Below are 26,437 nucleotides of genomic sequence, written 5' to 3' on the forward strand. Positions count from 1 at the left end.
GTCGCGATAGAGCGGCGCGATGTCGAGCCCTGCGCGCAGCGCCGACACGTCGAGCCGGCACACCAGCAGGTCGAGTTCGTGGTCAAGGCTTCGTCTCCCTCGCGATACACGGAGCCGCCGCGCCGGACGGAAACCACGGTCCCGAGCGCGGCCAGGCTGGGCGGCGCGTCGTCATCGCGCTGCGGCTGCGGGGCCGAAACGGGATGGTGATGGGACCGGGACATCGGGAGGGCGCTGTGCGTCTGCATCTTGGCCTCGCTGCCGTCGATTGAACCTGCAGCAGTCCTACGCCTCGCCCGCGCCGGGCATCATTCGGTTAGGTCCGTACGGAAAACTACGTACAGGGTCAAAAAAGGACCCGGCCGAAGCCGGGTCAGTCTCTGCCGATGCCCCGGATGCAGAAACGGGGCACGAGCCTATGAGCAGCAAATTCCCTCTGTTCGTCTTTGATCGGGATCAAGGAGGAAAGGCCCGGATGCGGCCACGCTGCCGATACCGAAACGTGCTGATCGGAGACGGCAGATGACCACGCATGAAGCCCTTATCGTCGCCGGGATTGTCGCGGCCTTCGTCCTGTTCGCGGCGAGCCTGGCGGCGGTGAGCCGGCGCAGGTGAGCGTCAACGGCTCTCGCCGCCGGCCGATCCCGGCACGAGCACGGCGGCGCCGGTGAGACGGCCCTCGCGCAGCCGGGCGAGAGCCTCATTCGCCTGGTCGAGAGGAATCGCCGTCGTCTCCGTCCGGATCGGCAGCTCCGCCGCGACGGCCATGAAGTCCTCGGCGTCGCGGCGCGTGAGGTTGGCGATGGCGTGGATGGTCCGCTCCGGCCAGAGGAGGGCATAGGGGAAGCGCGGGATATCCGACATGTGGATGCCGGCGCAGATGACCGTTCCGCCCTTCCGGACCGCCTGCAGCGCCGCGGGGACCAGCTCCCCGACCGGCGCGAAGATGATGGCGGCGTCAAGCGGTGTCGGCGGCATCTCGTCGGACCCGCCGACCCAGGCGGCGCCGAGGCGCCGCGCGAAGGCCTGCGCAGCGGCATCACCGGGGGCGGTGAAGACCGAGACCTCCCGGCCGCGATGGCGGGCGACCTGGATGACGATATGGGCCGAGGCCCCGAAACCGTAGAGGCCGAGCCGCGATCCGTCACCGGCCAGGCGCAGGGCCCGGTATCCAATCAGGCCGGCGCAGAGGAGGGGAGCCGCCTCGACATCGCCGTAGCGCGCCGGGATCGCCACGCAGAAGCGCTCATCGGCCTTGGCATACTCCGCATAGCCGCCGTCCAGCTGATAGCCGGTGAAGAGCGCATTCTCGCATAGATTCTCCTGGCCGCGGCGGCAGAACTCGCAGGTGCCGCAGGCCCAGCCGAGCCACGGGATGCCGACCCGGTCGCCCGCCTTGAACCGGGTGGCTTCGCTGCCGGCGGCAACGACCCGGCCGACGATCTCATGCCCCGGGACGAGGGATGGCTTGGGTGATGCCAGCTCGCCGTCGATCACGTGGAGATCGGTGCGGCAGACCCCGCAGGCCGCGACGCGGATCACGATCTCGGAGGCGCCCGGGACGGGGATCGGTCGTTCCTCGGCTTGGAGCCGCATGCCCGGCTTGGTGAGGATCATAGCCTTCATGGACGAATCCCCTGCATTCACTCCCAATGCCCGGTCCGGGGCCTAATCGTTCTCGAGCATGATGCGAGCCGAAAGCAGCTGTTCCTGCAGCTCAGGCCCGACTTCCGAGATGGTCAGACCCAGCTTCTCCATCGCATCAACGACGGCGGAGGCCACGGCAAGAAGGGCAAACCATCGATTGTCGGCCGGGATCACGTACCATGGTGCATGCGGCGTGGCGGTGGCTCGGATCACCTCCTCATAGGCCGTCATATAGTCATCCCAGCGCTGGCGCTCTGCCACCGATGTGGGGTCGAACCGCCATCGCTTCCTGGGATCGTCGAGCCGGGACAGGAGGCGCGATTTCTGTTCCTCCTTCGAGATGTTGAGGAAGAACTTCAGCACCAGCGTGCCGTTGCGTGTCAGATGGCGTTCGAAGGCGTTGATGTCCTCGAACCGCTCCTCCCAGATAGTCCTGGTGACCAGCTCCGGCGGCAACTGCTGGCTGCCCAGCACGCCGGAATGGACGCGGACGACCAGCACCTCCTCATAGTAGGAGCGATTGAAGATGCCGATCCGCCCCCGTTCGGGCAGGTGGCGGCCGGTTCGCCACAGAAAGTCGTGACCGAGCTCTTCCGCGGAGGGCCGCCCGAAACCGGCGACGTAGCAGCCGCGCGGATCCATCCTGGACATGACGTATCTGGCAGCGCCCCCCTTGCCTGCGGTGTCCATGCCCTGAAGGATCAGCAGCATCGACCAGCAGTTCTGGGCATAAAGCGCTTCCTGGACCTCGGACAGCCGGGCAAGGTCCTGCATCGCAGCGTCGTCGGACAGGCCATTGGTATCGGCAGGATCCCACACACCCAGCCTGAATCCATCACCCTCGTCGACACGATAGCGGCTGCTCAACCCGTTCAGCTTCGACATCGGTCGAACTCCTGGATCAGCCAAAGGCAGCCGGCCAGGGCCGGACCCGGACGACGCGGAAGGGGCGGGTGACGCCGTCATGCTCGGTGACCGAGACGTACTCGCCTTCGACGAAGCGATGGGTGTCAAGATGCCAGATCGGCTCGTCGTCATCCTCGCCCGGTGCGTAGGAGAAGGCCCAGCGATGGTCCCGAAGGTGGATCAGATGTCCGTGCTCGTCCTCGAAGCCGGACCAGAAGCGGCGGACGCTGCATTCGGACCGGTGGGCCTGCCAGGCCTCGGCATCGAGATGGCCATCAAGGTCGAGGGGAGCGATCAGCTCATAGCCGCAATCCCGCGCACCTTCGGGGGCGTCCGGCGTGCGTGCGAGCTCCATGCGGATGCGGGCAAGGGATTTGCTGCGGGCCGTCGATCGCCGGCCGGTCAGATGATCAATGGACGCCATGGCGGGTTCTCCGAAGTTGCGGGCCGGAAGGCTGCAGAGGCTGAAGACGGGCCACGCGGAAGGGCCGGAAGGTGCCGTCGGATGCGGCCAGCACGACGGTGCCCCTTTCGACGAAGCGATGGGACGCCAGGTGCAGGACCGGGCCGTCGGGGGCGGTCAGCAGCATCCAGCGGCGTTTGCAGGTGTAGATCAGCCGGCCCCGCTCGTCGCCCTTGCCCGGTCCGCAGGGGCCGGCACGGCATGCGTTGCGATGGTCGAACCAGGCGGCCGCGTCGAGATGCCCGTCCGGATCAAGCGGCGCGATCAGCTCGTAGCTGTCGGCCGTCATCGCCGAGGCCGGCTTCCGGGGAAAGGCTGGCTCGATACGGATGTGCACCAGCGGATTGGCCGCTTCCGTCAATCCGCGCGGAATCGCGCGGCTCGGGTTCGTCATGACCGGTTCCTGTCGGTTGGAGTGGCGGAGTCAGATTGCGGTGGCATCGACCGGGCGCTGGGTTTCACCGACGAGCCAGCCGAGCCGGCCGAGATATCGCAGCGTGCGGAAGACCAGGGTCGATGCCGGGGCGTCGGCCGCGAAGCCGGCCCAGTCCGGCGGCGCCGTGGCATGGCGCCGCTGGCGCTCGAGCACGGCCGGGGTGGCATCCGAAGCGTCCCCCGCGCGGGCCGACAGGCGGGCCGCGAGCACGGCGTCGGGTGCGTCGAGCCAGATATGGGCAAACGACACCTGCCGGCGATCGGCCACGGCCTGGATCGCCGCGCGCTCGGACGGCTCCAGGAACGTGGCATCCGCGATCACCGTGCAACCGGCGGCCAGAAGCTGGTCCGCCTCGCTGCACAGCGCCTCATAGACCCGGGCGGTCTGGCCGGGCGCATAGGCGGTGTCCGGCAGGCGGTCTTCCGGCGCCGCCCCGTGCAGCCGCTTGCGGATGACGTCGGACCGCAGGATGCGCGCCCCCAAGGGCAGGCCGGCATGGGGAGCAAGATGGGCCGCCAGCGTCGACTTGCCGGTGCCGCTCATCCCGCCGATCGCCAGGAGGCGGGGCAGGTTGGGTTCAAGCAGTTCCTCCGCCAGGGCGAAATACGACGTCGCCCGCCGGCGCGCTTCCAGCCTCGCCGCAGCCTCGGTCGAGCCGGCGGCCATGGTCGCCTGGACATGGGCCCGGATCGAGGCATGGATCGACAGGAACAGCGGCAGGAGAGCGGCGCCCTCGGCCTCGTCCGGCATCCGGTCGAGATAGCGGTTGAACACGATGCTCGCCAGATCGCGGCGGGATCGGTCGACCAGGTCCATCAGCAGGAACGACAGGTCGTAGAGGATGTCGACACAGGCGAGGCGATCGGAGAATTCGATCGCGTCGAACAGCATCGGCGCTCCGCGCCACAGGGCGATGTTGCCGAGATGGAGGTCGCCGTGGCCCCGGCGCACATGACCCTGTCTCTGACGCTGATGCAGCAGTGGCTCGTGCCGGGACGCTTCGTCCAGCGACCGCATGGTCAGCCGGCTGACCGCCGCCGGCTCGAACAGGCCCGTCCCGAAGCGGGCCAGATTGCCGTCATTCTCGACGATGATCTCGGCAATTGCCGCGAGCCCGCCGAACTGCTGTTCCTCGGGCAGCGACTGGTGGAAGCCGGCGATCCGGTCGGCCAGCTGGCGCATCATCCCGGCGGTCAGCTGACCGTGGCGGGCCAGCCGGTCGAACTGCCCGGAGGCATCGAAGCGCAGCATGACCAGGAGCCAGTCGACGATCGCGCCGTCACCGCCAAGGCCCAGGGCGCCCGAAGCGGTCCGGCATACCGGAACGACGCGCAGATAGAGGTCCGGCGCCGTCCGGCGGTTCAGCGTCAGCTCCTTCTCGCAGGCCGCCCGCCGGAGCTCCGGGGTGGAATAGTCGAGATAGCTGAAGCGGACGGCCTTCTTCAGCTTGTAGGCGTGGCCGCCGGCCAGGAAGACGATCGAGGCATGGGTCTCCACCCGCTGCACCGGCGAGACCCCGAAGGCCTCCGGCTGGGACAGGAATGCGATCACCTCGTGTTGCAGGTCGTCGTCGGGCATCGAAGCCTCCTCCAATCCGAGGAGATCCTGACTGCCCGGCGCGGGATGGGCCTTGAGCTAGATCAAGCGGCGATCCTTCCCTGATCCGGTGGACGGCAGCCAGCTACAGGACCAGGAAGGCGATCGACGCGGCCGCCATCACCAGCACGGCCAGCCAACCCGCGATCGCCATGGATCGGGGGAGGGTCACAGGGCCCATGATCCTCCGACTGCCCGCAATCGCCAGCATCGTCGCCATCAGCGGCGCCGCCAGCAGGCCGTTGAGCACGGCGCTCCAGTAGAGCGCCTTGATCGGGTCGAGCCCGATGAAGCCGACTCCCAGCCCGAGAGCTGTCGCCAGCACGATCACGCCGTAGAAGGCCTTCGCGTCCTTCGGCTTGTGGTCGAGACCCTCGACCCAGTCGAAGGCCTCGCAGACGGCGTAGGCCGCGGATCCGGCCAGGACCGGGACGGCCAGCAGGCCGGTGCCGATGATGCCGCAGGCGAAGAGGGCGAAGGCGAGGCCGCCGGCGATCGGCCGCAGGGCCTCGGCCGCCTGAGCCGAATTCTGGATGTCGGTGATGCCGCCGGCGTGCAGCGTCGCGGCCGTCGCGATGATGATGAACAGCGAGATCAGGTTCGAGTAGCCCATGCCGACCCAGGTGTCGATCCGGACGCGGGCCAGCTCCTCGCCTGCCCGGGCCGGCGCGATGTAGAGCGGCTGTGCCGTGCGGCGCAGCTGCTCCTCGACCTCCTGCGACGCCTGCCAGAAGAAGAGATAGGGGCTGATGGTGGTCCCCAGAATCGCCACCAGTGCCTGGGCATGCTCCGCGTCGAAGGCCAGATGCGGGACGAATGCGCCCAGCAGTGCCTCGCTCCAGGGCACGCGCACCACCAGAACGACCGCGGCATAGGCGAAGAGGGACAGGGTCAGCCATCGCAGGATGGCCGCGTACCGCGCGTAGCTGAGGAAGACCTCCAGCAGGATGCAGAGCAGGGCAAAGCCGGCGCCGTACAGCAGGGCCGGGCCGGGGACCAGCAGCTGCAGCGCGGCTGCCATGGCGCCGAGATCCGCACCCAGATTGGCGATGTTCGCCACCAGCAGCATCAGGACGACGCAGCGCAGCAGCCATCTCGGATGATGGCGCCGGAGGTTTCGGGCAATGCCACAGCCGGTGACGCAGCCGATCCGCGCGCTGATCGACTGGGTGACGGCCATCAGCGGATAGCTGAACACCATCACCCAGCCCAGGCTGTAGCCGAACTGGGCGCCCGCCTGGCTGTAGGTGGCGATCCCGCTCGGATCGTCGTCGGCGGCGCCGGTGATGAGGCCGGGCCCCAGCGATTTCAGGAGGCGGCGCCATGCCCAAGGCCGGCCTGTCTCGGCGTCCCGCGCATCGATCAGGCTGCTCATCTTCGGCTCCGGCTCGGTCAAGACTGCCGTCTCATGGCAGAGGCCGCCGGCTTCCGGTTTGATCCATGTCAAGGCGCCGGCGGCGGCGGCAGGGGATACCGTCGCCATGCCGAAGCCGGTCTTTCACTCGGGCGTCGCATCCGCTGCGTTGCTGCCCGAGGGAGCGTCAGGCGCCGGCTTTCCTTGAGAGAGACCGCGCCATGACCACAGCCATGGATCTCGTGCAGCTGTCGCGGCTGCAATTCGGCCTGACGGCCATGTACCACTTCCTGTTCGTGCCTTTGACGCTCGGCCTGGCTGTCCTGCTCGGCATCATGGAAAGCGTCTATGTCATGACCGGCCGCGAGGTGTGGCGCCGGATGACGAAGTTCTGGGGCGTCCTCTTCGGCATCAACTTCGCCATGGGGGTCGCCACCGGCATCACCATGGAATTCCAGTTCGGCATGAACTGGGCCTATTACAGCCAGTTCGTGGGCGACATCTTCGGTGCCCCGCTGGCGATCGAAGGCATCATGGCCTTCTTCCTCGAGGCGACCTTCATCGGCCTGTTCTTCTTCGGCTGGGACCGGCTGTCGAAGGTCGGCCATCTGGTCGTCACCTGGATGGTGGCGCTCGGCTCCAACCTTTCGGCGCTGTGGATCCTGGTCGCCAACGGCTGGATGCAACATCCCGTGGGAGCGCACTTCAATCCCGATACGATGCGCATGGAGGTGACGGACTTCATGGCCGTCATCTTCAACCCGGTGGCCCAGGCCAAGTTCGTGCACACGGTCAGCGCCGGCTATGTCACCGGCGCCGTCTTCGTGCTGTCGATCAGCGCGTTCTATCTGCTGCGCGGCCGGCATGTCGACCTCGCCAAGCGGTCGATGACCGTGGCTGCCAGCTTCGGCCTCGCCGCCGCCCTGTCGGTCGTCGTGCTCGGCGACGAGAGCGGCTACACCGCCGGCGAGAACCAGAAGATGAAGATCGCCGCGATCGAGGCGATGTGGGACACCGAAACCGCGCCGGCCTCCTTCACCCTGTTCGGCCTGCCGGACCAGGCGACCCGCAGCACCGACTACGAGGTCAAGGTGCCGTGGATGCTGGGCCTGATCGCCACCCGGTCGATCGACGGCGAGGTGCCGGGCATCAACCAGCTGGTGGCGCACGCGCAGGAGCGGATCCGGTCCGGCCTCGTCGCCTATGACGGGCTGCAGCGGCTGAACGCCGATCGCAACGATACGGCGGCCCGCGCCCAACTGGCCGCCCATGCCGACGATCTCGGCTATGCGCTGCTGCTGAAGAGCTTCCGCCCGGACATCCTTGCAGCCACCGACGCCGAGATCGAGCGGGCGGCCTGGAGCACGGTGCCGAGTGTCTCGCCGCTGTTCTGGAGCTTCCGGCTGATGGTCGGCCTCGGCTTCTTCTTCATCGGCCTGTTCGCCGTCGCATTCTATCTGGCCTCGCGCAGGCAGCTGCTGACATCGCCGACCTTCCTGCGGGTCGCGCTCTGGACACTGCCGTTGCCCTGGATCGCCGCGGAGCTCGGCTGGTTCGTGGCCGAGGTGGGCCGCCAGCCCTGGGTGATCGAAGGCGTGCTGCCGACCTCTCTCGCCGTCTCCAGCCTGTCGGCCGGCAGCGTCCTGACCACGCTGCTCGGGTTCATCGCCATCTACTCCGCCCTGTTCGTCGTCGACCTCTTCCTGATGACCAAGGCCATCCGGCAGGGTCCGGCACCGGCGGCGCCGGAGCGCGAGCCCACCCCTGGCCTGGCCGCCGCGGCGGCCGCCGAATAGCCCGTGAGGATCGCACCATGCTCGACTACGAAATCCTGCGCCTGATCTGGTGGGCGCTGCTCGGCATCCTCCTGATCGGCTTCGCCGTCATGGACGGGTTCGATCTCGGGGCCGCGTTGCTGCTGCCCTTCGTCGGCCGGACCGACGACGAGCGGCGTGTCGTCATCAACACCGTCGGCCCGGTCTGGGAGGGAAACCAAGTCTGGTTCATCCTCGGCGGCGGCGCGATCTTCGCCGCCTGGCCGCCGCTCTATGCTGTGGCCTTCTCCGGCTTCTATCTCGCGATGGCCCTGGTGCTGTTCGCGCTGATCCTGCGGCCGGTCGCCTTCAAGTTCCGCTCCAAGATCGAGCACCCGGCCTGGCGCCGAATCTGGGACTGGGCGCTGTTCGTCAGCGCGCTGGTGCCGTCGCTGGTGTTCGGCGTCGCCTTCGGCAATGTGCTTCAGGGCGTGCCGTTCCGCTTCGACGAGACGCTCCGCATGACCTATGAGGGCACGCTGTTCGGGTTGCTCAACCCCTTCGCGCTTCTCTGTGGCCTGGTCAGCGTCGCGATGCTGGTCATGCATGGCGGCGCCTGGCTGGCGCTGAAGACGGAGGAGCCGGTGGCCGGGCGGGCGGCCGCGGCGACGCGGCAGGCCGCGATTGGCCTGGTCGTTCTGTTCGCCCTGGCCGGCCTCTGGCTGGCGATCGGCATCGACGGTTATGCGCTGGCCGGCGCGGTGCCGCATGACGGCCCGTCGAACCCGCTGCTGAAGCAGGTCGCGCAGGCCCCCGACGCCTGGCTGGCCAATTATGGCGCGATGCCCTGGACCCTGGCCGCGCCCGTGGTGGCCTTCGCCGGAGCGTTCGGGGTGTTCGCGCTGTTGGGTCGGCAGCGCCCCGGCCTCGCGCTGCTGGCGAGCGGCCTGGCCATCGCCGGTGTGATCGCCACCGCGGGGCTCAGCGTCTTCCCCTTCCTGCTGCCGTCCTCGCTCGACCCGAATGCCAGCTTGACCGTCTGGGATGCGTCGTCGAGCCGGCTGACCCTCGCGATCATGCTGGGCGCGACCGTGGTCTTCCTGCCGGTCGTCCTGGCCTATACGGCCTGGGTGTACCGCGTGCTCCGCGGCCGCGTGACCCTGGCCTATGTCGCCAAGAACCTGATCAGTACCTATTGAATGAGGACGCGACCGATGTGGTACTTCGCCTGGATCCTCGGCGTCGGCTTCGCCTGCGCCTTCTCGATCCTCAACGCCATGTGGCTCGAAATGCATGAAGACGGCACCGCCGCTGCCGCCCGCGACGGCCGGCCGCTCTGAGGTCGCTGGTTGTCGATTTGTAACTGGATTCGAGGGATCCGGCCGATGCCAATGGTCGATGTCGGCCGACGGGGCGGCCAGATCTCGAAACGTTAGGAGAAGGATGCGTCATGCTGGATTCGAAGCATGATCGGCCGGCCTATGATCCGGTCGCGCAGGCGCTGCACTGGCTGACCCTGCTGCTGCTGGGGCTGCAGTTCGGGCTGGCATGGTCGGCGCCGGAGCGGTTGTCATCGCCGGATGCGCTGATCAGCCTGCACCTGTCTTTCGGGGTGCTCGTGCTTATTGTCGCTCTGGCCCGGCTTGCCTGGCGCGTGATCCGGCCGGGGCCGGCGCTTCCGTCCGACCTTCCGGAATGGCAGCGTCTGGGCTCGCAGACCATCCAGATCCTGCTGTACGTGCTGCTGATCGCCCTGCCGATCCTTGGCTGGCTCTGGGCTGGCCAGAAGGGATGGCAGGTCAGCCTGTTCGGCGTCGCGACGCTTCCGGATCTGGTCTCCCAGGGCTCTTCCTTCGGTCGTCTGGCCGGCAATCTCCACGCCCTGCTATCGAACGTCCTTCTGGTTCTGGTCGGCCTGCACGTCCTGGGCGCGCTCTACCATGCCGTCGTCCGCCGCGACGGGGTCATGCAGCGGATGCTGCCGGCGCCCCGGCGGTCCTCCTGATCCAGATCAAGGCGGCGGGGGCGGTGCTGTCGTGTGATGAGCGTCTTCAAGATGAGGAGCGCAGCCATGACCCCCCTTCGCCTGCACCATGACGCGTGGATCGTCGTCTGCGATGCCGCAAAAGCCCTGTTTCTGAGAAATGCCGGCGACGTGCGACTCCCGGACCTTCGCGTGATCGAGCGAATGGACGCCGCCGACCACCGCCGGACCTCAGAAGAGGGAAGCGATCGGCCCGGACTCCTGCAGAACCGGTCGGCACCCACGAGCGCGATCGAGCAGACCGATTGGCATCGGCAGGAGAAAGACGCTTTCGCGGCGCAGGTTGCCGGCAGGCTCGACCTGCTGCATCGGCAGGATCGCGGCAGCCCGATCATTCTTGTTGCGCCGCCTCGCATCCTCGGCGCTTTGCGCCGGGCTCTGGCACCGGCGGCGTCGGCGTCGGTGGCGGGCGAGATCGCCCGGGATCTGACCAAGCACCCGGTGCATGAAATCGAGCACCTGTTGACAGCCGAATGAGGGTGGGGACAGGCGGGCCGCGGCCCTGGGTAGTGGGGTCTTCGAGGACGGCATAGGCTGGTCGAGCCTGCGAGCCGCTATTCTCCGGCGAGGGCGTGCCGGATCGCGAGGATCAGCTCCTCGCTGTCGAAGGGCTTCTCGATCACTGCGGCCGCGCCCGCCGCCTGCGCCGTGTCCCGGAGTCCGGCAGCGTGCTTGCCCGTCACCATGATGCAGGGCAGGGCGATGCGGTGCAGGCGCAGCCGGCGCAGCAGCTCCAGGCCGCTGATGCCGGGCATGTCGCAGTCGACCACCATGCAGCCGGCGGTGAGCTGGTCCCGCACGGCCAGGAGCTCGGCAGCCGATCCGTGAAGACGGACGCAAAACGACGCGGATTCGAGCAGGAAGCAGAGCGACCGGCGGACGGCGTCGTCATCGTCCACGACATGGACGGTCGGGCATTCGGCCGGGGTGACGGTCGCGGGCATCGGAGGCTCGGGAACATGGGCGCGGAACCTTGATAATGGCGCTCCGCCCGTCGCCCGCCTTGATATGGATCAACGCGTCTAGGGCTGGCCGGCTCCGACGCTTTCGGGGTGGATGGACAGCCATATCCGGACCAGCTCCGACAGGTTCCGCGCCTGCATCTTCTCCATCACCCGGGCCCGGTGGACCTCGACCGTGCGGGCGCTGATGCCGAGGTCGTAAGCGATGGTCTTGTTGGGGTGGCCCTTGACAAGGGCGGTGAGGACTTCGTACTCGCGCGGGGTCAGCGCAGTGAGGCGGGACGACAGCAGCTCAGCGTCGCTCTGTCGGCTCCGGTCGCGATGGTTGCGGTCCAGCGCCGCCCGGATTGCACCGATCAGGAGCTCGTCGTCGAAGGGTTTCTCCAGGAAGTCGACGGCGCCGGCCTTCAGCGCCTGCACGGCGATGGGGATGTCGCCATGGCCGGTCATCACGATCACCGGCAGCGCGATCCCGCGCTCGACCAGCATCTGCTGCAGCGTCAGCCCGTCCATCTCCGGCATGCGCACATCCGTGACGACGCAGCCCTCCGGCGGGATGCCGGACCGGTCCAGGAAGGCAACGGCCGACGGGTACGTCTCGACCCGAAAGCCCGCCGTTTCGAGCAGGAAGCTCAGCGAGAAACGCACCGCCTCGTCGTCATCGACGACATGGACAATCGGGATATCAGTCATGATTGCCGTTCCCATCGGCCGTCGCGGCCGGCAAGGTGAACCGGAAGGTGGCCCCGCCGCCCGGCGTCGGCTCGGTCCACAAACGCCCGCCATGCGCCTCGACGATGGTCCGGCAGATCGACAGGCCGATGCCCATGCCATGGCGCTTGGTGGTGACGAAGGGCTGGAACAGCTGGGCCTCGACTTCCGGCGCCAGGCCCGGGCCGGTGTCGACCACGGCGAAGTCGATGATCTCTCCCCGTGCCGTCGCGGCGACCTCCAGCTCGCGCCTGGGGCTGCCGTCCATGGCTTCGATCGCGTTCCGCATCAAGTTCAGCAGCACCTGCTGGATCTGGATCTTGTCGACGATGACATATCGCGGCTTCGCGCCGACAGTGAGCGTCACCCTGACGCCGTGCTCCTTGGCGCCGACGAGCGCCAGCGCGCTGGCCTCCTCGACCATCTTGGCGACGGTCTCGACATGCTTCTCGGTCTCTCCGCGGGCCACGAAGTCGCGCAGCCGGCGGATGATCTGACCGGCGCGCAGCGCCTGCTCCGCGCTCAGCTCGACCGCCTCGCGCAGCTTCGGGAGGTTGGGCTGATCCGTGCCGGCGAGCATGCGCCGCATTGCCTGGCAGTAGTTCGTCACGGCGGTCAGCGGCTGGTTCAACTCATGTGCCAGGGTGGCCGCCATCTGTCCCATGGCGCTGAGGCGCGAGACATGCAGCAGCTCGGTCTGCAGGTCCTGCAGGCGCGCCTCGGTCTCCTGCCGCTCCGTCAGATCTCGGATGAAGCCGGTGAACAGCCTGTGGCCCTCCCGCGAGACCTCGCCGACAGAGAGCTCCATCGGGAAGGTGCCGCCGTCCTTGCGCCGGCCGACGACCACGCGGCCGATGCCGATGATGCGGCGCTCGCCGGTCGCGAAGTAGCGCGCCAAGTAGCCGTCATGCGCCTCCCGGTAGGGCGAGGGCATCAGCATGTTGACGTTGCGGCCGTGGACTTCGGCCGAGGTGTAGCCGAACAGGCGCTCGGCCGCGGTGCTGAAGGACTGGATCAGGCCCTGCGCGTCGATCACCACCATCGCGTCGGGGATGGTCTCGAGGATCGAGCGCAGATGCGCCTCTCGGGCCTCGGCTGTCGCCTGGGCCGCCCGCGCGTCGCTGACATCCGCGTGCAGCACGACGACCCCGTCGCCCATCCCATCGGCCGGCCTGGCACCAGTGCAACGGAACCAGCGGGCTCCGTCCGGTGCGGCGAAGGAGTAGTCCAGCTGGAAGCTGTCGCTCTGCCGGGAGAGCATCCGCCGCAACTGATCGGCGAGGCGCCGGGCTTCCAGATTGCCCTGATCGGCCTCGTGCCCGCAGACGGCAACATAGTCCGTGCCGATCGGCGCGCCGGCCAGCACATTGCCTGAGACATTCGCGGACCAGCTGTGGTTGGCCGAGACGACAAGCCCATCATGGTCGAGCAGAGCGATCTGCCCGGGCAGGGCGTCGAGGATCGCGGTGCTGTGATCTGACTCGGACGACGCGGTCACCATCCAGCCCCCACCGGTCAGGAATTCGGCCGGACTACAAATCACCCTGCCGTGCGACGGGGCTCGGCGGCAGCATCGGCCGGCGACTGCCACGGCTCGCCCCAGTCCGGTCCAGCGTAGCAGCGGCCCGACACCGCGACAATCTGGAGGTGAGGCACGGTTCCCCGCTGCTTGACCCAGATCAACGCGGCAGGTCGTGCCGCGTTGTCTTCTTGCGCTGCGGACGCCCAGGACGAATGCGGCTCGGGCCGCTGGCCGCTCCGCTTCTTTCGGATTCAGGAGGGTGGAATGAAGGCGCTCGTCTATCGCGGACCCGGAGACAAGGCGGTCGAGGATCGACCGATGCCTGAGATCCAGGCGCCGGGCGATGCGATCGTCCGGATGGTCAAGACCACCATCTGCGGCACCGATCTGCACATCCTCAAGGGCGACGTCGCGACGTGCGAGCCGGGCCGCATCCTCGGCCATGAGGGCGTCGGCGTCATCGAGTCCGTTGGCGCCGGCGTCACGGCCTTCCGGCCGGGCGACCGGGTGCTGATCTCCTGCATCTCTGCCTGCGGCACGTGCGAGGCCTGCCGTCGCGGGATGTACTCGCACTGCAGGACGGGGGGCTGGATCCTCGGCCATCGGATCGACGGCACGCAGGCCGAATTTGTGCGCACGCCCCACGCCGACACCAGCCTCTATCCGATCCCCTACGGCGCGGATGAGGAGGCGCTCGTCATGCTGAGCGACATCCTGCCAACCGGCTTCGAATGCGGCGTGCTGAACGGCAAGGTCGCGCCAGGCTCGACCGTCGCGATCGTGGGCGCCGGCCCGATCGGGCTGGCGGCGCTGCTGACCGCCCGGTTCTACTCGCCGGCCCGGATCATCATGGTCGACCTCGACGACAACCGGCTGGACGTTGCCCGGCAGTTCGGCGCCACCGACGTGGTCAACAGCCGTGGTGGTGGTGTCGCCGAGGACATTAGGGTCCTGACCGACGGGCACGGTGTCGACACAGCGATCGAGGCGGTCGGCGTGCCGGCGACCTTCCTGCTCTGCCAGGATATCGTGAGCGCCGGCGGCACGATCGCCAATGTCGGGGTGCACGGGCAGACGGTCGATCTGCATCTGGAGCGGCTGTGGTCGGAGAACATCACGATCACGACTCGCCTGGTGGATACGGTCAGCACGCCGATGCTGTTGAAGACGGTGCAGTCCGGAAAGATCGACCCGGCGCGTCTGATCACGCACCGGTTCCCGTTCGACCGGATCCTCGATGCCTACGATACCTTCGGCCGCGCCGCCGACACCAAGGCGCTGAAGGTGATCATCGCGCTGTGAGCTCGCGGCGGCTCTGGCCGTTCAGCCAGTGAGGGAGAGGACGATGCCGACGTCAAAGAAGGTGTGCAGCCCGGACGCGAGAACAGCGGAAATGACATGGCCGTTTCGGGACGTTCCGCTGCGCGGCGCCAAGCCCGATCAGAGCGGCCGACCAGATGATGAAGCCCAGCGGCAGAAAAGGACGCGCGACCAGGAGAGCGGCCGCCATCGTCCGACGGCGCAACCGCCCAGGAAATGATGGATCTGCCGCCAATCGCGCAAAGTGCTTTTCCGCTCCGTCCCCTTGGGAGACGTTCACAATCCGACAAAACCCCTCCGGAGCAGATGCCTGCGCAACGCCGGTTCTCCGGAGCACTTCAGCCAAATTTCCCAGCAGGGAGGGACAAAGGCGGTCGTCGCGGCGCACATCCGATGGCAGTTCAATGACTGGTATGAAGAAAGCCCGCTGGTGACACGACCAGCGGGCCCGAGGCACCTACGGCCGCTTCCGGCCGGTGATCATCGCCTTCACCAGATTCTCCCGGTGCTCGAAGCTGGCTGCTGCGACGCCGGCCAGATGAAGCCCGGCCAGGATGATCAGGAGGTTGGCGGCCGCCCCGTGGAGGTCCTCCACCCATTCGACGCCCCAATAGGCATCCGTCGTCATCATGAAGCCGGTCGCGCAGACGACCGCCAGGCCCGAGAGCAGCGCCAGGATCATGGCCCCGCCCGCCGGATTGTGGCCTATATGGCGCCTGGCCCTCAGACGAAGGGTGTCGCGAAGATAGGCCAGCACCGTCGAAGGCCGGTGGACGAAGCTGGCGAAGCGCGCGGGTCTCGTCCCGACGAAGCCCCAGACGACGCGGACGGCGACCAGCCCCATGATGATATAGCCGCTGGCCAAGTGGATGCTCCTGACCTCGTCGCCGGTCGCCCAGGATGTGACGAACGCCGCCACCAGAGCCCAGTGGAAGACCCGGACCACCGGATCCCAGACCTTGACCGTGGCTGGCCGGGCGACCGCCCCGGCCGCCACCTCGTCGACGGTGCTCATCAATCCTCCTTGGAGGTGCCGACGACCTCGCCGCTGACCGGGTGGAGGAAGACCTCGACCTTCGCCCCGCCCTTGTCGAACGCGTAAGCCTCGTAGCAGCTCTTCTCGGGCTTGATCCGCCGGACGTCGTAGCCGAGGTCCTTCAGCTTGGCTTTGGCGGCATCCTCGCTCATCCACTGGCTGCGCGGGGCGTCGCCGCAATTCGCGGCATCGTCGTCGGCGAAGGCCGGAGCGGTGCCCGCAAGGCTGAGGGCCATCAGCCCGGTCGCGATGAAAAAGCGCATGATGTCTTGATCTCCAGCAAAGCGCCGGGCCATCGCCCGGCTACGCTGCCGACCATAATGAAGCGACGCTGACCGCCCCCTGACGGGACCTGTCAGCGATTTGTCAGCCGGGAGAAGGCACCGTCACGCGCCATGATGCCCCTGATCCGCTCCGTTCTGGTCCTGGTCTTCGTCCTGACGCTACCCAGGGGCGGCGTCGCGGACGATCACGATCGGGCGCGAGCTGCCCGGGAACGCGGCGAGATCCGGCCATTGGAGGAGATCATGCCCGCGGTTCGGCAGCAGTTTCCCGGGGATGTCGTGCGGATCGAGCTCGAACGCGAGGACGATCGCTGGATCTACGAGATCAAGCTCATCTCGCCTGACGGCCGGTTGACCGAACTGCATGTCGACGCCCGTAGCGGCGACGTACTCGAAGTCGAGGGGCCATGATGCGCATCCTCCTGAGCGAAGACGATGATCGGATCGCGACCGACCTCTCGGCAAGCCTGACCCGAGCGGGATATGCGGTGGAGCGGGTGACCGATGGGGAGGAAGCCTGGTTTCGCGGCGACACCGAGGATTTCGATGCCGTCATCCTCGATCTCGGACTGCCCAAGCTGGACGGGCTGACCGTCCTGAAACGGTGGCGCGCGGCGGGGCGTCGGATGCCGATCCTGGTGCTCTCCGCCCGCGGCACCTGGGCGGAGAGGGTCGAAGGCATCGACGCCGGTGCCGACGACTATCTTCCGAAGCCGTTCCAGGCCGAAGAACTGCTGGCACGGGTGCGCGCGATCATCCGGCGATCGGCCGGACGGCCGAGCCCGGTCCTGGAGAATGGCCCGGTCCTACTCGACCCGCGGCAGATGAAGGTCACGGTCGACGGTGCTCCGATCGCCTTGTCGCCACAGGAATACCGCCTGCTCTCGTACCTGATGCATCACGCCGGAAGGGTCGTGCCGCAAATCGAGCTGACCGAACATCTCTACGCCCAGGACTATGAGCGGGACTCGAATTCGATCGAAGTCCTGATGGGGCGCCTGCGGCGCAAGCTCGGGGTTGATTTCGTCGAGACCCGCCGCGGCTTCGGCTATCTCGTACCCGAGAGTTCGGAGTGACCCGCCGTTCCCTTCGGCTGCGATTGGTCGTTCTCGCGGCCCTGTCGCTCACCGTGGCACTTGTCGTGGCGGGCTTCGGTCTGGTCGTTCTTTTCCAACGGCATGTCGAGCGCCGGATCGACGCCGAACTCGACAACGACCTTCTGCAATTGGCCGGGGCGATCGGTTTTGACACCGCCGGCGGGCTCACGCTCGCACAGCGTCCGGCCGATCCTCGGTTCGACCAACCCTTGAGCGGGCTCTACTGGCAGATCTTGGACGAGACATCGGGACAAGACCTCCGCTCGCGCTCGCTTTGGGACACGGCCCTCAGCCTGCCGGTGGATACGCCTGATCCGACGGCGGTTCACCGCCATGTGCTGCGCGGGCCGGCCAATGCGACGCTGATCGTGCGTGAGAGGCGCCTGGCCGCCCTGCAGAACGGAACCTCGCATATGATGAGGATCGCGGTCGGCATCGACCAGGCGGATGTCAACCAGGCGAGCCGTGACTTCGCCAGCGACATCGCTCCGTCCCTCGCCCTGCTCGGTCTCGCCTTGCTGGCGGCCGCCTGGGTCCAGATTCGGATCGGGCTGCACCCGCTCGAAGCGGTGCGGCGGGGCGTCGAGGCGATCCATGCCGGGCGGCAATCCCGCCTGCCGGCGACCTATCCGGATGAAGTCCTGCCGCTGGCGAACGAGATCAACGATCTCCTCGATGCGCAGGACAGGGCCATCGCGCGGTCCCGCTCGAGCGCTGCCGACCTGGCTCACGGGCTGCGCACGCCCTTGACGGTCCTGAGCGCCGACGCACGCCGGTTGCGGGAGCAGGGCCACAGCGATATTGCCGACGAGATCGAAGCACTGGTCGAGACGATGCGGCGGCATGTCGAACGAGCCATCGCGAAGGCCCGGCTGCATCCCCATCGCGGGGCGACAGCATCCGTCCGATCCGTGGTCGACCGCATCGTCGCGATCGTTCGCAGGACACCGCGAGGAACCAACCTGGCCTGGGAGAACGAGATCGCGGACGGGCTCAAAGTGGCTCTGGATGCCGACGATCTCGCCGAGCTTCTGGGAAACCTGATCGAGAACGCCGCGAAATGGGCTCGCACGCGTGTCCGCGTCTCGGCGTCCACGACGGACGGCCACCTCGAACTGAATGTCGAGGATGATGGTCCCGGCATCCCGGCGGCGCAGCGCGCCGCAGTTCTCCGGCGGGGTGTCCGCCTCGATTCCGGTAGGGTCGGACACGGGCTCGGGCTCGCGATCGTCGGCGACATCGTGGAGACCTACCGTGGCGCCTTGAGCCTCGACGACGGGTCCATGGGCGGGCTGCGCGTCACCGTGACGCTGCCGCTCCGCAATGGAGGATGAGGTGCGATGAGGCCGCTGCGATCGTCCCCGCGGCGGCCAGGATCAGACGAGTTGCCAGCGACATGTCCGCCTCCCGTGTCGCCGCCATGCTGCGGCTGCTGGCATCGCAGGCCTTTGATCCAGGTCAAGGAGACATGGGATCTGCCTGGGCATCCTCGACGGGATTGCATTGCCGAGGAGACGCCCGATGAACGCGACCGACATCATGACCAGGAAACCCGTGACCGTGCGCTCCGATCTGCCGATCCTCGCCGCCATCCGCATCATGCTCGGGCGCGGGATCAGCGGCCTGCCGGTCGTCGACGAGGAGGGCGACCTGGTCGGCATGATCACCGAGGGTGACCTGCTGCGCCGGGTCGAGATGGGCACCGAGAGGCGCCGCCCCGAATGGCTCGCCTTCTTCACCGGCACCGACCGGCTGGCCCGCGAATATGTCCAGTCGCACAGCCGTAACGTCGCCGACGTGATGACCCGGGAGGTGGTCTCCGTCCCCGAGGAGGCGCCGCTGGAGGAGATCGTGGAGCTGATGATCGGCCGCCGGATCAAGCGCGTGCCGGTGCTCCGCGGCACCAAGCTGGTCGGCATCGTCACCCGCGCCAACCTGCTGCGCCTCCTGGGGGACCTGCTGGATGTCCGGGCCGAGAGCGGCGATGACGACAAGGCGATCCGCGAGCGGATCTTCGCGGAGCTCGGCGAGCAGCTCTGGGCCCGGGTCGAAGGCATGCGGGTCGATGTGAAGGACGGCGCCGTGACACTGGGCGGCGTCATCACCGACGAATGCGTGCGCGATGCGCTGCGCGTGGCCGTGGAGAACGTGCCCGGGGTCAAGGGCGTCAAGGACGACATGGTCCTGCTCGAACCCTTCACCGGCACGGTGCTCGATCCCGTCTTCGAGCGGCAGCTCTGAGGGCATCGAGGCCAGGCCATGCGCGGCTTCGAGGATGCTGTCGACTGGTCCGGCCCGATGGAAGGGCTGCCCGACCGGCCGCGCGTGGCCTCCGGGCTCAGCTCCGAGCAGGCGGCGGCCGCCCGCCGGCGCTGGGGGCCGAACGACGTGCTGGCGCATCGCCGCGCCTCGGTCGCCGGGCTTCTCCTCGACCGGCTGCGGAATCCCCTGATCCTGCTGCTGCTCCTGGCCAGCGTCCTGTCCGTCGCGGCGGGGGAGACGCACAGCTTCATCATCGTCCTCGGGATCCTGTCGATCAGCGTGACGATCGACTTCGTGCAGGAGCTGCAGGCCCATCGCACGGTCGAGGCGCTGCAGCAATCCGTGGCGCCGCGGGCCCGGGTCCGGCGCGACGGGGCGGATCGCGATGTCCCGGTCGACGAACTCGTGCCCGGCGACATCGTCAGCTTCTCCGCCGGCGACATCGTCCCGGCCGACTGCCGGCTGATCGAGAGCCGTGACCTCTTCGTCAATCAGGCCTTGCTGACCGGGGAATCCTATCCGGTCGAGAAGAATGCCGGCGATCGCACGGTCACGGGCGAGGGGCCGGCGGGTGCGGTGGACGCGGTCGCCATGGGCAGTTCGATCGTCAGCGGTTCGGCCACGGCACTAGTCTGCCGGACCGGCCGCGAGGCAATGCTCGGTACGGTCGCGGCCAGCCTCGGCCGCCGGCGCCCGCCCGATTCCTTCGAGATCGGCGTGCGCCGCTTCGGCTTCCTGATGCTGCGGGTCACGCTGTTCCTGGTCGTGTTCGTGCTGGCGGTGAATCTCGCCTTCCACCGCCCCTGGCTCGAAGCGCTGATGTTCGCCCTGGCGCTGGCGGTGGGACTGACGCCGGAACTGCTGCCCATGATCGTCACCGTCACGCTGGCGCGGGGCGCCCGGCGGATGGCGGGGCGGCGCGTCATCGTCAAGCGCCTCGCCGCGATCCACGATCTCGGCGCGATGGACGTGCTGTGCGCCGACAAGACCGGCACCCTGACAGAGGCCAGGATCCGCCTCGTCGGGCACATCGATCCGGCCGGGGCCGAGAGCGAGGAGGTGCTGCGCCTGGCCGGCCTCAACAGCGCCTTCGAGAGCGGCATCCGGAGCCCGCTGGACGACGCCATCCTGGAACACGGCCGGCCGGACGTCTCCGCCTGGCGCAAGCTCGACGAGGTGCCGTTCGACTTCGAGCGCCGCCGGGTCTCGGTCCTGATCGAACCGGCCGGCGGCGGCCCTCGTCTGCTCGTGGTCAAGGGAGCCCCCGAGGATATCCTGCGGATCTCGTCCACCACCCGGACGGTCTCGGGCGGGACCCATCCGCTCGACGCGGCCGGGCGCGACCAGCTCGCGGCGATGTTCGAGCGGATGGGCGCCGATGGCCTCAGGGCGCTCGGGATTGCGTGCCGGGAAGTCGGGCCTGCTCAGGAGCACGCTGCTCTACGGGACGAGGACGCGCTGACCTTCGCAGGCTTCGTGACCTTCGTCGATCCGCCGAAGTCGGGTGCTGCCGCCGCGATCTGCGCCCTCGGCCGGGCCGGGGTCACGGTCAAGATCCTGACCGGCGACAACGAACGGGTGACGCAGCATGTCTGCGCCGAGCTGGGCATCCCGGTCACGGGCCTGCTGACCGGTGCCGAGATCACGGCGATGTCGGACGAGGCGCTGCTGGGGCGCCTGGCGACGGTCAACCTGTTCTGCCGCGTGACACCGCAGCAGAAGCGCCGGGTCATCGCGGCGTTGCGGCGGCTCGGGCATGTGGTCGGCTTCATCGGCGACGGCGCGAACGACGCGTCCGCGCTGCACGAGGCCGATGTTGGCATCTCGGTCGAGACCGCGACGGATGTGGCGAAGGAGGCGGCGGATCTGGTCCTGCTGGACCGTGATCTCTCCGTCGTCCATGCCGGCGTGCTGGAGGGGCGCCGCACCGTCGCCAATGTCACGAAATACATCCTGATGGGCAGCAGCTCGAATCTCGGCAACATGATGAGCATGGCCGGAGCCGCCCTGATCCTGCCGTTCCTGCCGATGCGGCCGGTCCAGGTGCTGCTCAACAACCTGCTCTACGACCTGTCCGAGCTCGGCCTGCCCTTCGACCGGGTCGACGAGGAGGCGCTGCGGCATCCGGTGCGCTGGGATCTCGGCCGGATCGTCCGGTTCATGCTCGTGCTCGGCCCAATCAGCTCTCTGTTCGATTTTCTGACCTTCGGCGTCCTTCTCGCTCTCTTTGCCGGCGACGAGACGGCGTTCCAGACGGGCTGGTTCGTCGAATCCTTGCTGACCCAGGTGCTGGTGATCTTCGTGATCCGGACCGGCGGCGCGCCCTGGTCGAACCGGCCGCATCCGCTGCTGTCGGCTCTGTCCTTGGGCGTCGCCGCTCTCGCCGTCATTCTACCGTTCGCGGGCCTCGGCCCGGTCCTGGGGCTGACGCCCCTGCCGGCCTCGTTCTATCTCTTCTTGGCGGTCATCGTGCCGACCTATCTGGCGATTGTGGAGATCGCCAAACGGCGGCTTTTGCCGTAACCGCCATAGCTGCTTCGACCTCACCGCTTGAGATCGAGCCACCGCGTCGACTTGGCGAGCTGGAGCGCCAGGATCGTCACAAGCCCGGCGCCGGCCACGAGGGCGAGATCGTCGAGGTGCAGCGTGCCGAAATCGAACAGCTCGCGCGCGACCGGCAGATAGACGGCCAGGCCGAGCATGGCGATGGTGACGCCGAGCACCCAGCCGAAGGCCGTGTTCGGCCGCAGCAGGGAACCGAGAGAGGCGCTGAAGGAGCGGTTCACCAGGATCAGCCCAAAATTGGCCAAGACCAGCGAGGCGAAGGTGAGGGCCCGGAGGTCGGATTCGGGGAGGCCGTTGAACAGCCCGATTCCGTAGATCGTGCCGACCAAGAGCAGCGCGGTCACGCCGTCCAGCACGCCCCAGGCGAGGAGATCGCGCGACAGCAGCGGTGCTCCAACGGGCCACGGCGGACGCGCCATCACATCGTCCTCCTCGGCCTCGCTCTCGAAGACCAGGGCGCAGACGGGATCGATGACGAGTTCCAGGAAGGCGATGTGCAGCGGCTCGAGCACGATCGGCCAGCCGAACAGGAGCGGCAGCAGGGAGAGCCCGGCGATCGGGATGTGCACGGCCAGAACGAAGCCCATGGCCTTGCGCAGATTGTCGTAGATCCGGCGGCCGAGCCGGATCGCGCGGACGATCGCGCCGAAATCGTCGTCGAGCAGGACGATCGCCGCCGCCTCCCGCGCGACGTCCGTGCCCCGGCCGCCCATGGCGATGCCGATATGGGCGGCCTTCAACGCGGGGGCGTCGTTGACACCGTCGCCGGTCATGGCGACGATCTCGCCGCGCGCCTTGAAGGCCTGGACCAGGCGCAGCTTCTGCTCAGGCATGATCCGGGCGAAGATCCCGGTGCTGCCGATTCGGTCGGCGAGATCGGCGTCGGAAAGGTCGCCGATCATGTCTCCGGTCATCACCCCGGCCGTCTTGTCGAAGCCGGCCTCGCGGGCGATCGCCTGCGCCGTGACCGGATGATCGCCGGTGATCATCGCGACCTTGATGCCGGCCCGGCGGCACTCGGCGATCGCCTCCGGGACGCCCTGGCGAATAGGATCGGCCAGGCCGACCAGCCCGACGAATTCGAAGCGGAAAGCTTCCGGCGTGGGCGGTAGGTCCGCATCCGCCGACCGGGCTCGGGCGACGCCCAGGACCCGCATCCCCCGCGCGGCCATGGCCTCGACCTCCCGGCGGATGCAAGCCGCCGTCGAAGGTTCCGCCCGGCAGAGGCGCAGGATGGTTTCAGGCGCGCCCTTGGAGGCGACGAGATCGGCCGGCTCGCCCGGGATGCGCCATACGCGGGTCACGGCGAGGAGGTCGGGCCGCAGGCCGTAATGGTGCACCAACTGCCAGCCCTCGTGCTCGGCGGCGGCCTGCGGCAGATGCCGATCCTCCGCCCGCCGCAGCGCCTGTTCCATCGGATCGAAGGGGTGCCGGTCGCTGGCGAGTGCCGCCACGTCGAGGACCGGGCGAAGCGCCTCCGGCAGATCTTCCTCGCCGTCCTCGCGCGGCCGGAAGGCCTGTTCGCCGGTCCGAAGCTCGCTGACTGACATCCGGTTGAGGGTGAGTGTTCCCGTCTTGTCGGTGCACAGGACGGTGGCGGCGCCTAGCGTCTCGATCGCCGGCGCCCGCCGCGTCAGCACCCGAATCCGGGCGATGCGCCAGGCGCCCATGACCAGGAACACCGTGAGCACCATGGGGAATTCTTCAGGCAGCATCGCCATGGCCAGGGTGATTCCGGCGAGCGCCGCTTCGATCCATCCGCCCCGGAAGGCGCCGTAGAGGAGGGCTGCCAGGACGCTGAGGCCCAGCCCGCCCATCGCGAAGAGTCGGACGAGCCGGCGCGTCTGTCGGGCCAGGGGACTGGCGCCCGGTTCCAGCGTGGTCAGCGCCTGCCCGATGCGGCCGATGCGGCTGCGGACACCCGTGGCGGCGGCTTCCGCCAACCCGCCGCCACGGACGATCATGCTGCCGGAGAAGACGAAGGGCGTGTCGTCGCCGCCGGGCTCGCCCATCGGCATCCGCCGCGCCGCGGGACGCTTGCGCACGGGGACGGATTCGCCGGTCAGATGGGACTCGTCGACCAGGAGATCCTGGCCCGACACGAGAACGGCGTCGGCCGCGACGCGCTCTCCCTCGGCGAGGGCGAAGATGTCGCCGCGCACCAGCTCGCGGCTGTCGATCCGCCGGCGCTGGCCGGACCGCACCACCTCGACCTTCGGCATGGCGAGGGTCGCGAGGGCCTGGACCGCCCGTTCGGTCCGGCTCTCCTGGGCGATGGCCAGGCCGATGGTGACCACGACGCAGCTCAGAAGCGCCCAGGCCTCGGTCCGTTCGCCGAGCGCCAGATAGAGGCCCCCGGCGACGATCAGGAGCAGGAACATCGGCTCTTGGGCGATTTCGAGGGCGATCCGCAGCAAAGTGCGGCGCCGCGCGGGGGGCAGGGCATTCGGACCGTCGGCGTCAAGGCGGACCCTCGCTTCGGCTGTTGTTAGCCCTTCGGTTGCGATGTCCTCGGCGGTGCTCATGGCGGCGTCCCTTGGCTGGATGTCGACGCCCGATTGTCGGACCCGCGGGACGCGCCGCTCTGATGCAGATCAAACCGGCCTCACCTGGGCGGTTGATCTGGGTCAATGCCGGAGAAGGCGCGATGCGGATCCTGCCGCAGCGGGATGCCCCCGCATCCGACCGGTACAGCCGCTAAGAGGTGACACGATGTCGATCCGGAACCTGGATGCCCTGTTCCGCCCGGGCTCGATCGCCGTGATCGGGGCCAGCCGGCGTCCTGGATCGGTCGGGGCGGTCGTGGCCCGGAACCTGCTGGCCGGCGGCTTCGACGGGCCGGTGATGCCCGTCAACCCCAAGGCGCGGTCGATCGGCAGCACGTTAGCCTATCCATCGATCGCTGAGTTGCCGGTCACCCCAGACCTGGCGGTGATCGCCACCCCGCCGTCGACGGTGCCGGGGCTCATTGCCGAGCTCGGCGCCCGCGGCACCCGCGCTGCCGTCGTGGTCACCGCCGGCTTCGGCGAGGGCGACGGCCAGGGCGGCGGCGCGGCGCTGCGCCAGGCGATACTGGATGCGGCGCGGCCACATCTGCTGCGCGTCCTCGGCCCCAACTGCCTGGGCCTGATGGCGCCGCATCACGGCCTCAATGCCAGCTTCGCCCATATCGCGCCGCTGCCGGGCGACATCGCCTTCGTCAGCCAGTCGGGCGCCATCGCGACCGCGGTGCTGGACTGGGCGACGCATCGCGGCATCGGCTTCAGCCACCTGGTCTCGCTGGGCGACATGGCCGATGTCGATTTCGGCGACATGCTGGACTGGCTGGCCGCCGACGGCCGCACCCGAGCGATCCTGCTCTATGTCGAGGCGATCACCCATGCCCGCAAGTTCATGTCGGCGGCCCGCATCGCCGCCCGCACCAAACCGGTGGTGGTGATCAAGGGCGGCCGCACCGAGGCCGCGGCGCGCGCCGCAACCAGCCATACCGGCGCCCTCGCGGGATCGGACGCGGTCTACGACGCCGCCTTCCGCCGTGCCGGCATGCTGCGGGTCTTCGATCTGGCCGAGCTGTTCGACGCGGTCGAGACCCTGGCCAGCCGGCTGCATGTCGATGGCGATCGGCTGGCGATCGTGACCAATGGCGGCGGCACCGGCGTCCTTGCGACCGAGGCGCTGGGCGATGCCGGCGGCTCCATGGCCGCATTGTCGGCCGAGACCATGGCGCGGCTCGACGCGGCGCTGCCGCCGACCTGGAGCCGCGGCAACCCGGTCGATATCGTCGGCGACGCCACGGGCGAGCGTTACGGCCACGCCCTCGATGCCGTCCTGGCCGATCCAGGCAAGGATGCCGTGCTGGTGATGAATTGCCCAACGGCAGTGGCCGATCCGGTCGACGCGGCACAGGCGGTGGTCCGGTCGGTGGAGGAGGCTGCGGCGCGCGACGGCCGCCGGCCGCCGGTCCTGACCTGCTGGCTCGGCGAAGGCGCGGCCGTCGCCGCGCGGCGGCTGTTCGCCGAGCATCGGATCCCGAGCTACGCCACGCCCGGCCAGGCGGCGCGGGCCCTCATGCATCTGGCCCGCTACCGCCGGAACCAGGCGCTGCTGATGGAGACGCCGCCGGCGCTGCCACAGGATTTCGCGCCCGATCCGGCCGCGGCCAGGGCGGTGATCGCCACGGCCCTGGCCGAGGGCCGATCGATGCTGACCGAGCCTGAATCGAAGCAGGTGCTGGAGGCGTATCGCATCCCCGTCGTCCGGACCCGCAGCGTCGCCGTGGATCCGGACGCCGCCGCGAACGCCACTGCAGGCCTCCCGGGGCCGGTCGCGCTCAAGATCCTGTCGTCCGACATCACCCACAAATCCGATCTCGGCGGGGTGCGGCTCAATCTGCAGGGACCGGAGCAGGTGCGCACGGCGGCGCGGGAGATGCTCGCAACGATCGGCAAGGCTGCGCCCGAGGCACGGCTGCTCGGCTT

25 protein-coding genes are annotated in these 26,437 nt (G+C 68.5%); 13 read left to right on the forward strand and 12 right to left on the reverse strand.

Translation table 11 applies throughout. From position 1 onward, the window contains the following. Window positions 1-210: hypothetical protein (locus ABDW35_RS07200; protein WP_343713172.1), on the forward strand; the 210-nt coding region annotated here is incomplete at its 5' end. 408 nt (window positions 211-618) lie between these two features. On the opposite strand, the gene ABDW35_RS07205 is transcribed toward ABDW35_RS07200, so the two are convergent. From ABDW35_RS07205 to ABDW35_RS07230, 6 genes are all read right to left on the reverse strand, one after another. Continuing rightward, the gene (locus ABDW35_RS07205) at window positions 619-1,626 is read right to left on the reverse strand and encodes a zinc-dependent alcohol dehydrogenase family protein (RefSeq protein ID WP_343713173.1); all 1,008 of its coding nucleotides are present in this window, start codon (window positions 1,624-1,626) and stop codon (window positions 619-621) included. Window positions 1,627-1,668: 42 nt separating this feature from the next. After that, window positions 1,669-2,532 (reverse strand): polyphosphate kinase 2 family protein, encoded by an 864-nt coding sequence (locus tag ABDW35_RS07210; RefSeq protein WP_343713174.1) that lies wholly within the window; start codon window positions 2,530-2,532, stop codon window positions 1,669-1,671. Between the two features lie 16 nt (window positions 2,533-2,548). Continuing rightward, a complete protein-coding gene (locus ABDW35_RS07215) occupies window positions 2,549-2,977 on the reverse strand; it encodes a hypothetical protein (RefSeq protein ID WP_343713175.1) in 429 nt (142 codons plus the stop codon). Continuing rightward, window positions 2,964-3,410, reverse strand: a complete 447-nt coding sequence (locus ABDW35_RS07220) for a hypothetical protein (RefSeq protein WP_343713176.1) — start codon at window positions 3,408-3,410, stop codon at window positions 2,964-2,966. The genes ABDW35_RS07215 and ABDW35_RS07220 overlap by 14 nt, the downstream gene beginning before the upstream one ends. A 30-nt stretch (window positions 3,411-3,440) precedes the next feature. Next, window positions 3,441-5,030, reverse strand: a complete 1,590-nt coding sequence (locus tag ABDW35_RS07225) for an AAA family ATPase (protein WP_343713177.1) — start codon at window positions 5,028-5,030, stop codon at window positions 3,441-3,443. 103 nt (window positions 5,031-5,133) lie between these two features. Beyond that, window positions 5,134-6,423, reverse strand: a complete 1,290-nt coding sequence (locus tag ABDW35_RS07230; protein WP_343713178.1) for a divalent metal cation transporter — start codon at window positions 6,421-6,423, stop codon at window positions 5,134-5,136. Window positions 6,424-6,623: 200 nt separating this feature from the next. Between ABDW35_RS07230 and ABDW35_RS07235 the strand changes: the two genes are divergently transcribed. The 5 genes from ABDW35_RS07235 to ABDW35_RS07255 all read left to right on the forward strand — a co-directional run bounded on the left by ABDW35_RS07235 (window position 6,624) and on the right by ABDW35_RS07255 (window position 10,677). Then, the gene (locus ABDW35_RS07235; RefSeq protein ID WP_343713179.1) at window positions 6,624-8,198 is read left to right on the forward strand and encodes a cytochrome ubiquinol oxidase subunit I; all 1,575 of its coding nucleotides are present in this window, start codon (window positions 6,624-6,626) and stop codon (window positions 8,196-8,198) included. Window positions 8,199-8,215: 17 nt separating this feature from the next. After that, on the forward strand, window positions 8,216-9,355 hold the full coding sequence (cydB, locus tag ABDW35_RS07240; protein ID WP_343713180.1) for a cytochrome d ubiquinol oxidase subunit II: 1,140 nt from the start codon (window positions 8,216-8,218) through the stop codon (window positions 9,353-9,355). 15 nt (window positions 9,356-9,370) lie between these two features. Continuing rightward, the gene (gene cydX, locus ABDW35_RS07245) at window positions 9,371-9,496 is read left to right on the forward strand and encodes a cytochrome bd-I oxidase subunit CydX (protein WP_343713181.1); all 126 of its coding nucleotides are present in this window, start codon (window positions 9,371-9,373) and stop codon (window positions 9,494-9,496) included. Between the two features lie 110 nt (window positions 9,497-9,606). Beyond that, a complete protein-coding gene (locus ABDW35_RS07250; protein WP_343713182.1) occupies window positions 9,607-10,161 on the forward strand; it encodes a cytochrome b/b6 domain-containing protein in 555 nt (184 codons plus the stop codon). Window positions 10,162-10,227: 66 nt separating this feature from the next. Next, the gene (locus ABDW35_RS07255) at window positions 10,228-10,677 is read left to right on the forward strand and encodes a host attachment family protein (protein ID WP_343713183.1); all 450 of its coding nucleotides are present in this window, start codon (window positions 10,228-10,230) and stop codon (window positions 10,675-10,677) included. A 77-nt stretch (window positions 10,678-10,754) separates the two neighbouring features. Here the strand turns inward: ABDW35_RS07255 and ABDW35_RS07260 are convergent, their stop codons facing one another. From ABDW35_RS07260 to ABDW35_RS07270, 3 genes are all read right to left on the reverse strand, one after another. Then, window positions 10,755-11,144 carry a response regulator gene (locus tag ABDW35_RS07260; RefSeq protein WP_343713184.1) on the reverse strand — a complete coding sequence of 130 codons (390 nt, stop codon included), beginning with the start codon at window positions 11,142-11,144 and terminating at the stop codon, window positions 10,755-10,757. A 78-nt stretch (window positions 11,145-11,222) separates the two neighbouring features. Then, window positions 11,223-11,855, reverse strand: a complete 633-nt coding sequence (gene fixJ, locus ABDW35_RS07265; protein WP_343713185.1) for a response regulator FixJ — start codon at window positions 11,853-11,855, stop codon at window positions 11,223-11,225. Further along, complete coding sequence (locus ABDW35_RS07270; RefSeq protein WP_343713186.1) at window positions 11,848-13,464, reverse strand: PAS domain S-box protein; 1,617 nt, start codon at window positions 13,462-13,464, stop codon at window positions 11,848-11,850. The genes fixJ and ABDW35_RS07270 overlap by 8 nt, the downstream gene beginning before the upstream one ends. A 195-nt stretch (window positions 13,465-13,659) precedes the next feature. On the opposite strand from ABDW35_RS07270, the gene ABDW35_RS07275 reads away from it, so the two are divergent. Next, complete coding sequence (locus ABDW35_RS07275) at window positions 13,660-14,697, forward strand: zinc-dependent alcohol dehydrogenase family protein (RefSeq protein ID WP_343713187.1); 1,038 nt, start codon at window positions 13,660-13,662, stop codon at window positions 14,695-14,697. A 475-nt stretch (window positions 14,698-15,172) separates the two neighbouring features. Here the strand turns inward: ABDW35_RS07275 and ABDW35_RS07280 are convergent, their stop codons facing one another. Further along, window positions 15,173-15,730: a cytochrome b/b6 domain-containing protein gene (locus ABDW35_RS07280; protein WP_343713188.1), complete on the reverse strand. Its 558-nt coding sequence runs from the start codon at window positions 15,728-15,730 to the stop codon at window positions 15,173-15,175. Then, entirely contained in the window at window positions 15,730-16,014 is a 285-nt protein-coding gene (locus ABDW35_RS07285) for a PepSY domain-containing protein (RefSeq protein ID WP_343713189.1), read from the reverse strand. Before ABDW35_RS07285 ends, ABDW35_RS07280 begins: the two co-directional genes overlap by 1 nt. 132 nt (window positions 16,015-16,146) lie before the next feature. Between ABDW35_RS07285 and ABDW35_RS07290 the strand changes: the two genes are divergently transcribed. The 5 genes from ABDW35_RS07290 (at window position 16,147) to mgtA (ending at window position 21,917) form a co-directional block, all read left to right on the forward strand. Further along, entirely contained in the window at window positions 16,147-16,446 is a 300-nt protein-coding gene (locus ABDW35_RS07290; RefSeq protein ID WP_343713190.1) for a PepSY domain-containing protein, read from the forward strand. Continuing rightward, window positions 16,446-17,111, forward strand: coding sequence for a response regulator transcription factor (locus tag ABDW35_RS07295; RefSeq protein ID WP_343713196.1), 666 nt, complete (start codon window positions 16,446-16,448; stop codon window positions 17,109-17,111). Before ABDW35_RS07290 ends, ABDW35_RS07295 begins: the two co-directional genes overlap by 1 nt. Then, window positions 17,108-18,466: a HAMP domain-containing sensor histidine kinase gene (locus ABDW35_RS07300; protein ID WP_343713191.1), complete on the forward strand. Its 1,359-nt coding sequence runs from the start codon at window positions 17,108-17,110 to the stop codon at window positions 18,464-18,466. Before ABDW35_RS07295 ends, ABDW35_RS07300 begins: the two co-directional genes overlap by 4 nt. A gap of 187 nt (window positions 18,467-18,653) precedes the next feature. Next, entirely contained in the window at window positions 18,654-19,373 is a 720-nt protein-coding gene (locus tag ABDW35_RS07305) for a CBS domain-containing protein (protein ID WP_343713192.1), read from the forward strand. Window positions 19,374-19,391: 18 nt separating this feature from the next. After that, window positions 19,392-21,917, forward strand: coding sequence for a magnesium-translocating P-type ATPase (gene mgtA / locus ABDW35_RS07310; protein WP_343713193.1), 2,526 nt, complete (start codon window positions 19,392-19,394; stop codon window positions 21,915-21,917). 20 nt (window positions 21,918-21,937) lie between these two features. Here the strand turns inward: mgtA and ABDW35_RS07315 are convergent, their stop codons facing one another. Next, window positions 21,938-24,484 (reverse strand): cation-translocating P-type ATPase, encoded by a 2,547-nt coding sequence (locus ABDW35_RS07315; protein ID WP_343713194.1) that lies wholly within the window; start codon window positions 24,482-24,484, stop codon window positions 21,938-21,940. Window positions 24,485-24,671: 187 nt separating this feature from the next. Here ABDW35_RS07315 and ABDW35_RS07320 point away from each other — a divergent pair. Beyond that, the coding region (locus ABDW35_RS07320; RefSeq protein ID WP_343713195.1) for an acetate--CoA ligase family protein at window positions 24,672-26,437 on the forward strand (1,766 nt) is incomplete at its 3' end.

Origin of the sequence: Inquilinus sp., assembly GCF_039594555.1 — a bacterium.
Taxonomy (GTDB): Bacteria; Pseudomonadota; Alphaproteobacteria; order DSM-16000; family Inquilinaceae; genus Inquilinus.

Coding starts and splice junctions, on each gene's coding strand:
- ABDW35_RS07205 (WP_343713173.1), bottom strand. CDS start 1,626: ATGAAGGCTATGATCCTCACCAAGCCGGGCATGCGGCTCCAAGCCGAG.
- ABDW35_RS07210 (WP_343713174.1), bottom strand. CDS start 2,532: ATGTCGAAGCTGAACGGGTTGAGCAGCCGCTATCGTGTCGACGAGGGT.
- ABDW35_RS07215 (WP_343713175.1), bottom strand. CDS start 2,977: ATGGCGTCCATTGATCATCTGACCGGCCGGCGATCGACGGCCCGCAGC.
- ABDW35_RS07220 (WP_343713176.1), bottom strand. CDS start 3,410: ATGACGAACCCGAGCCGCGCGATTCCGCGCGGATTGACGGAAGCGGCC.
- ABDW35_RS07225 (WP_343713177.1), bottom strand. CDS start 5,030: ATGCCCGACGACGACCTGCAACACGAGGTGATCGCATTCCTGTCCCAG.
- ABDW35_RS07230 (WP_343713178.1), bottom strand. CDS start 6,423: ATGAGCAGCCTGATCGATGCGCGGGACGCCGAGACAGGCCGGCCTTGG.
- ABDW35_RS07235 (WP_343713179.1), top strand. CDS start 6,624: ATGACCACAGCCATGGATCTCGTGCAGCTGTCGCGGCTGCAATTCGGC.
- cydB (WP_343713180.1), top strand. CDS start 8,216: ATGCTCGACTACGAAATCCTGCGCCTGATCTGGTGGGCGCTGCTCGGC.
- cydX (WP_343713181.1), top strand. CDS start 9,371: ATGTGGTACTTCGCCTGGATCCTCGGCGTCGGCTTCGCCTGCGCCTTC.
- ABDW35_RS07250 (WP_343713182.1), top strand. CDS start 9,607: ATGCTGGATTCGAAGCATGATCGGCCGGCCTATGATCCGGTCGCGCAG.
- ABDW35_RS07255 (WP_343713183.1), top strand. CDS start 10,228: ATGACCCCCCTTCGCCTGCACCATGACGCGTGGATCGTCGTCTGCGAT.
- ABDW35_RS07260 (WP_343713184.1), bottom strand. CDS start 11,144: ATGCCCGCGACCGTCACCCCGGCCGAATGCCCGACCGTCCATGTCGTG.
- fixJ (WP_343713185.1), bottom strand. CDS start 11,855: ATGACTGATATCCCGATTGTCCATGTCGTCGATGACGACGAGGCGGTG.
- ABDW35_RS07275 (WP_343713187.1), top strand. CDS start 13,660: ATGAAGGCGCTCGTCTATCGCGGACCCGGAGACAAGGCGGTCGAGGAT.
- ABDW35_RS07280 (WP_343713188.1), bottom strand. CDS start 15,730: ATGAGCACCGTCGACGAGGTGGCGGCCGGGGCGGTCGCCCGGCCAGCC.
- ABDW35_RS07285 (WP_343713189.1), bottom strand. CDS start 16,014: ATGCGCTTTTTCATCGCGACCGGGCTGATGGCCCTCAGCCTTGCGGGC.
- ABDW35_RS07290 (WP_343713190.1), top strand. CDS start 16,147: ATGATGCCCCTGATCCGCTCCGTTCTGGTCCTGGTCTTCGTCCTGACG.
- ABDW35_RS07295 (WP_343713196.1), top strand. CDS start 16,446: ATGCGCATCCTCCTGAGCGAAGACGATGATCGGATCGCGACCGACCTC.
- ABDW35_RS07305 (WP_343713192.1), top strand. CDS start 18,654: ATGAACGCGACCGACATCATGACCAGGAAACCCGTGACCGTGCGCTCC.
- mgtA (WP_343713193.1), top strand. CDS start 19,392: ATGCGCGGCTTCGAGGATGCTGTCGACTGGTCCGGCCCGATGGAAGGG.
- ABDW35_RS07315 (WP_343713194.1), bottom strand. CDS start 24,484: ATGAGCACCGCCGAGGACATCGCAACCGAAGGGCTAACAACAGCCGAA.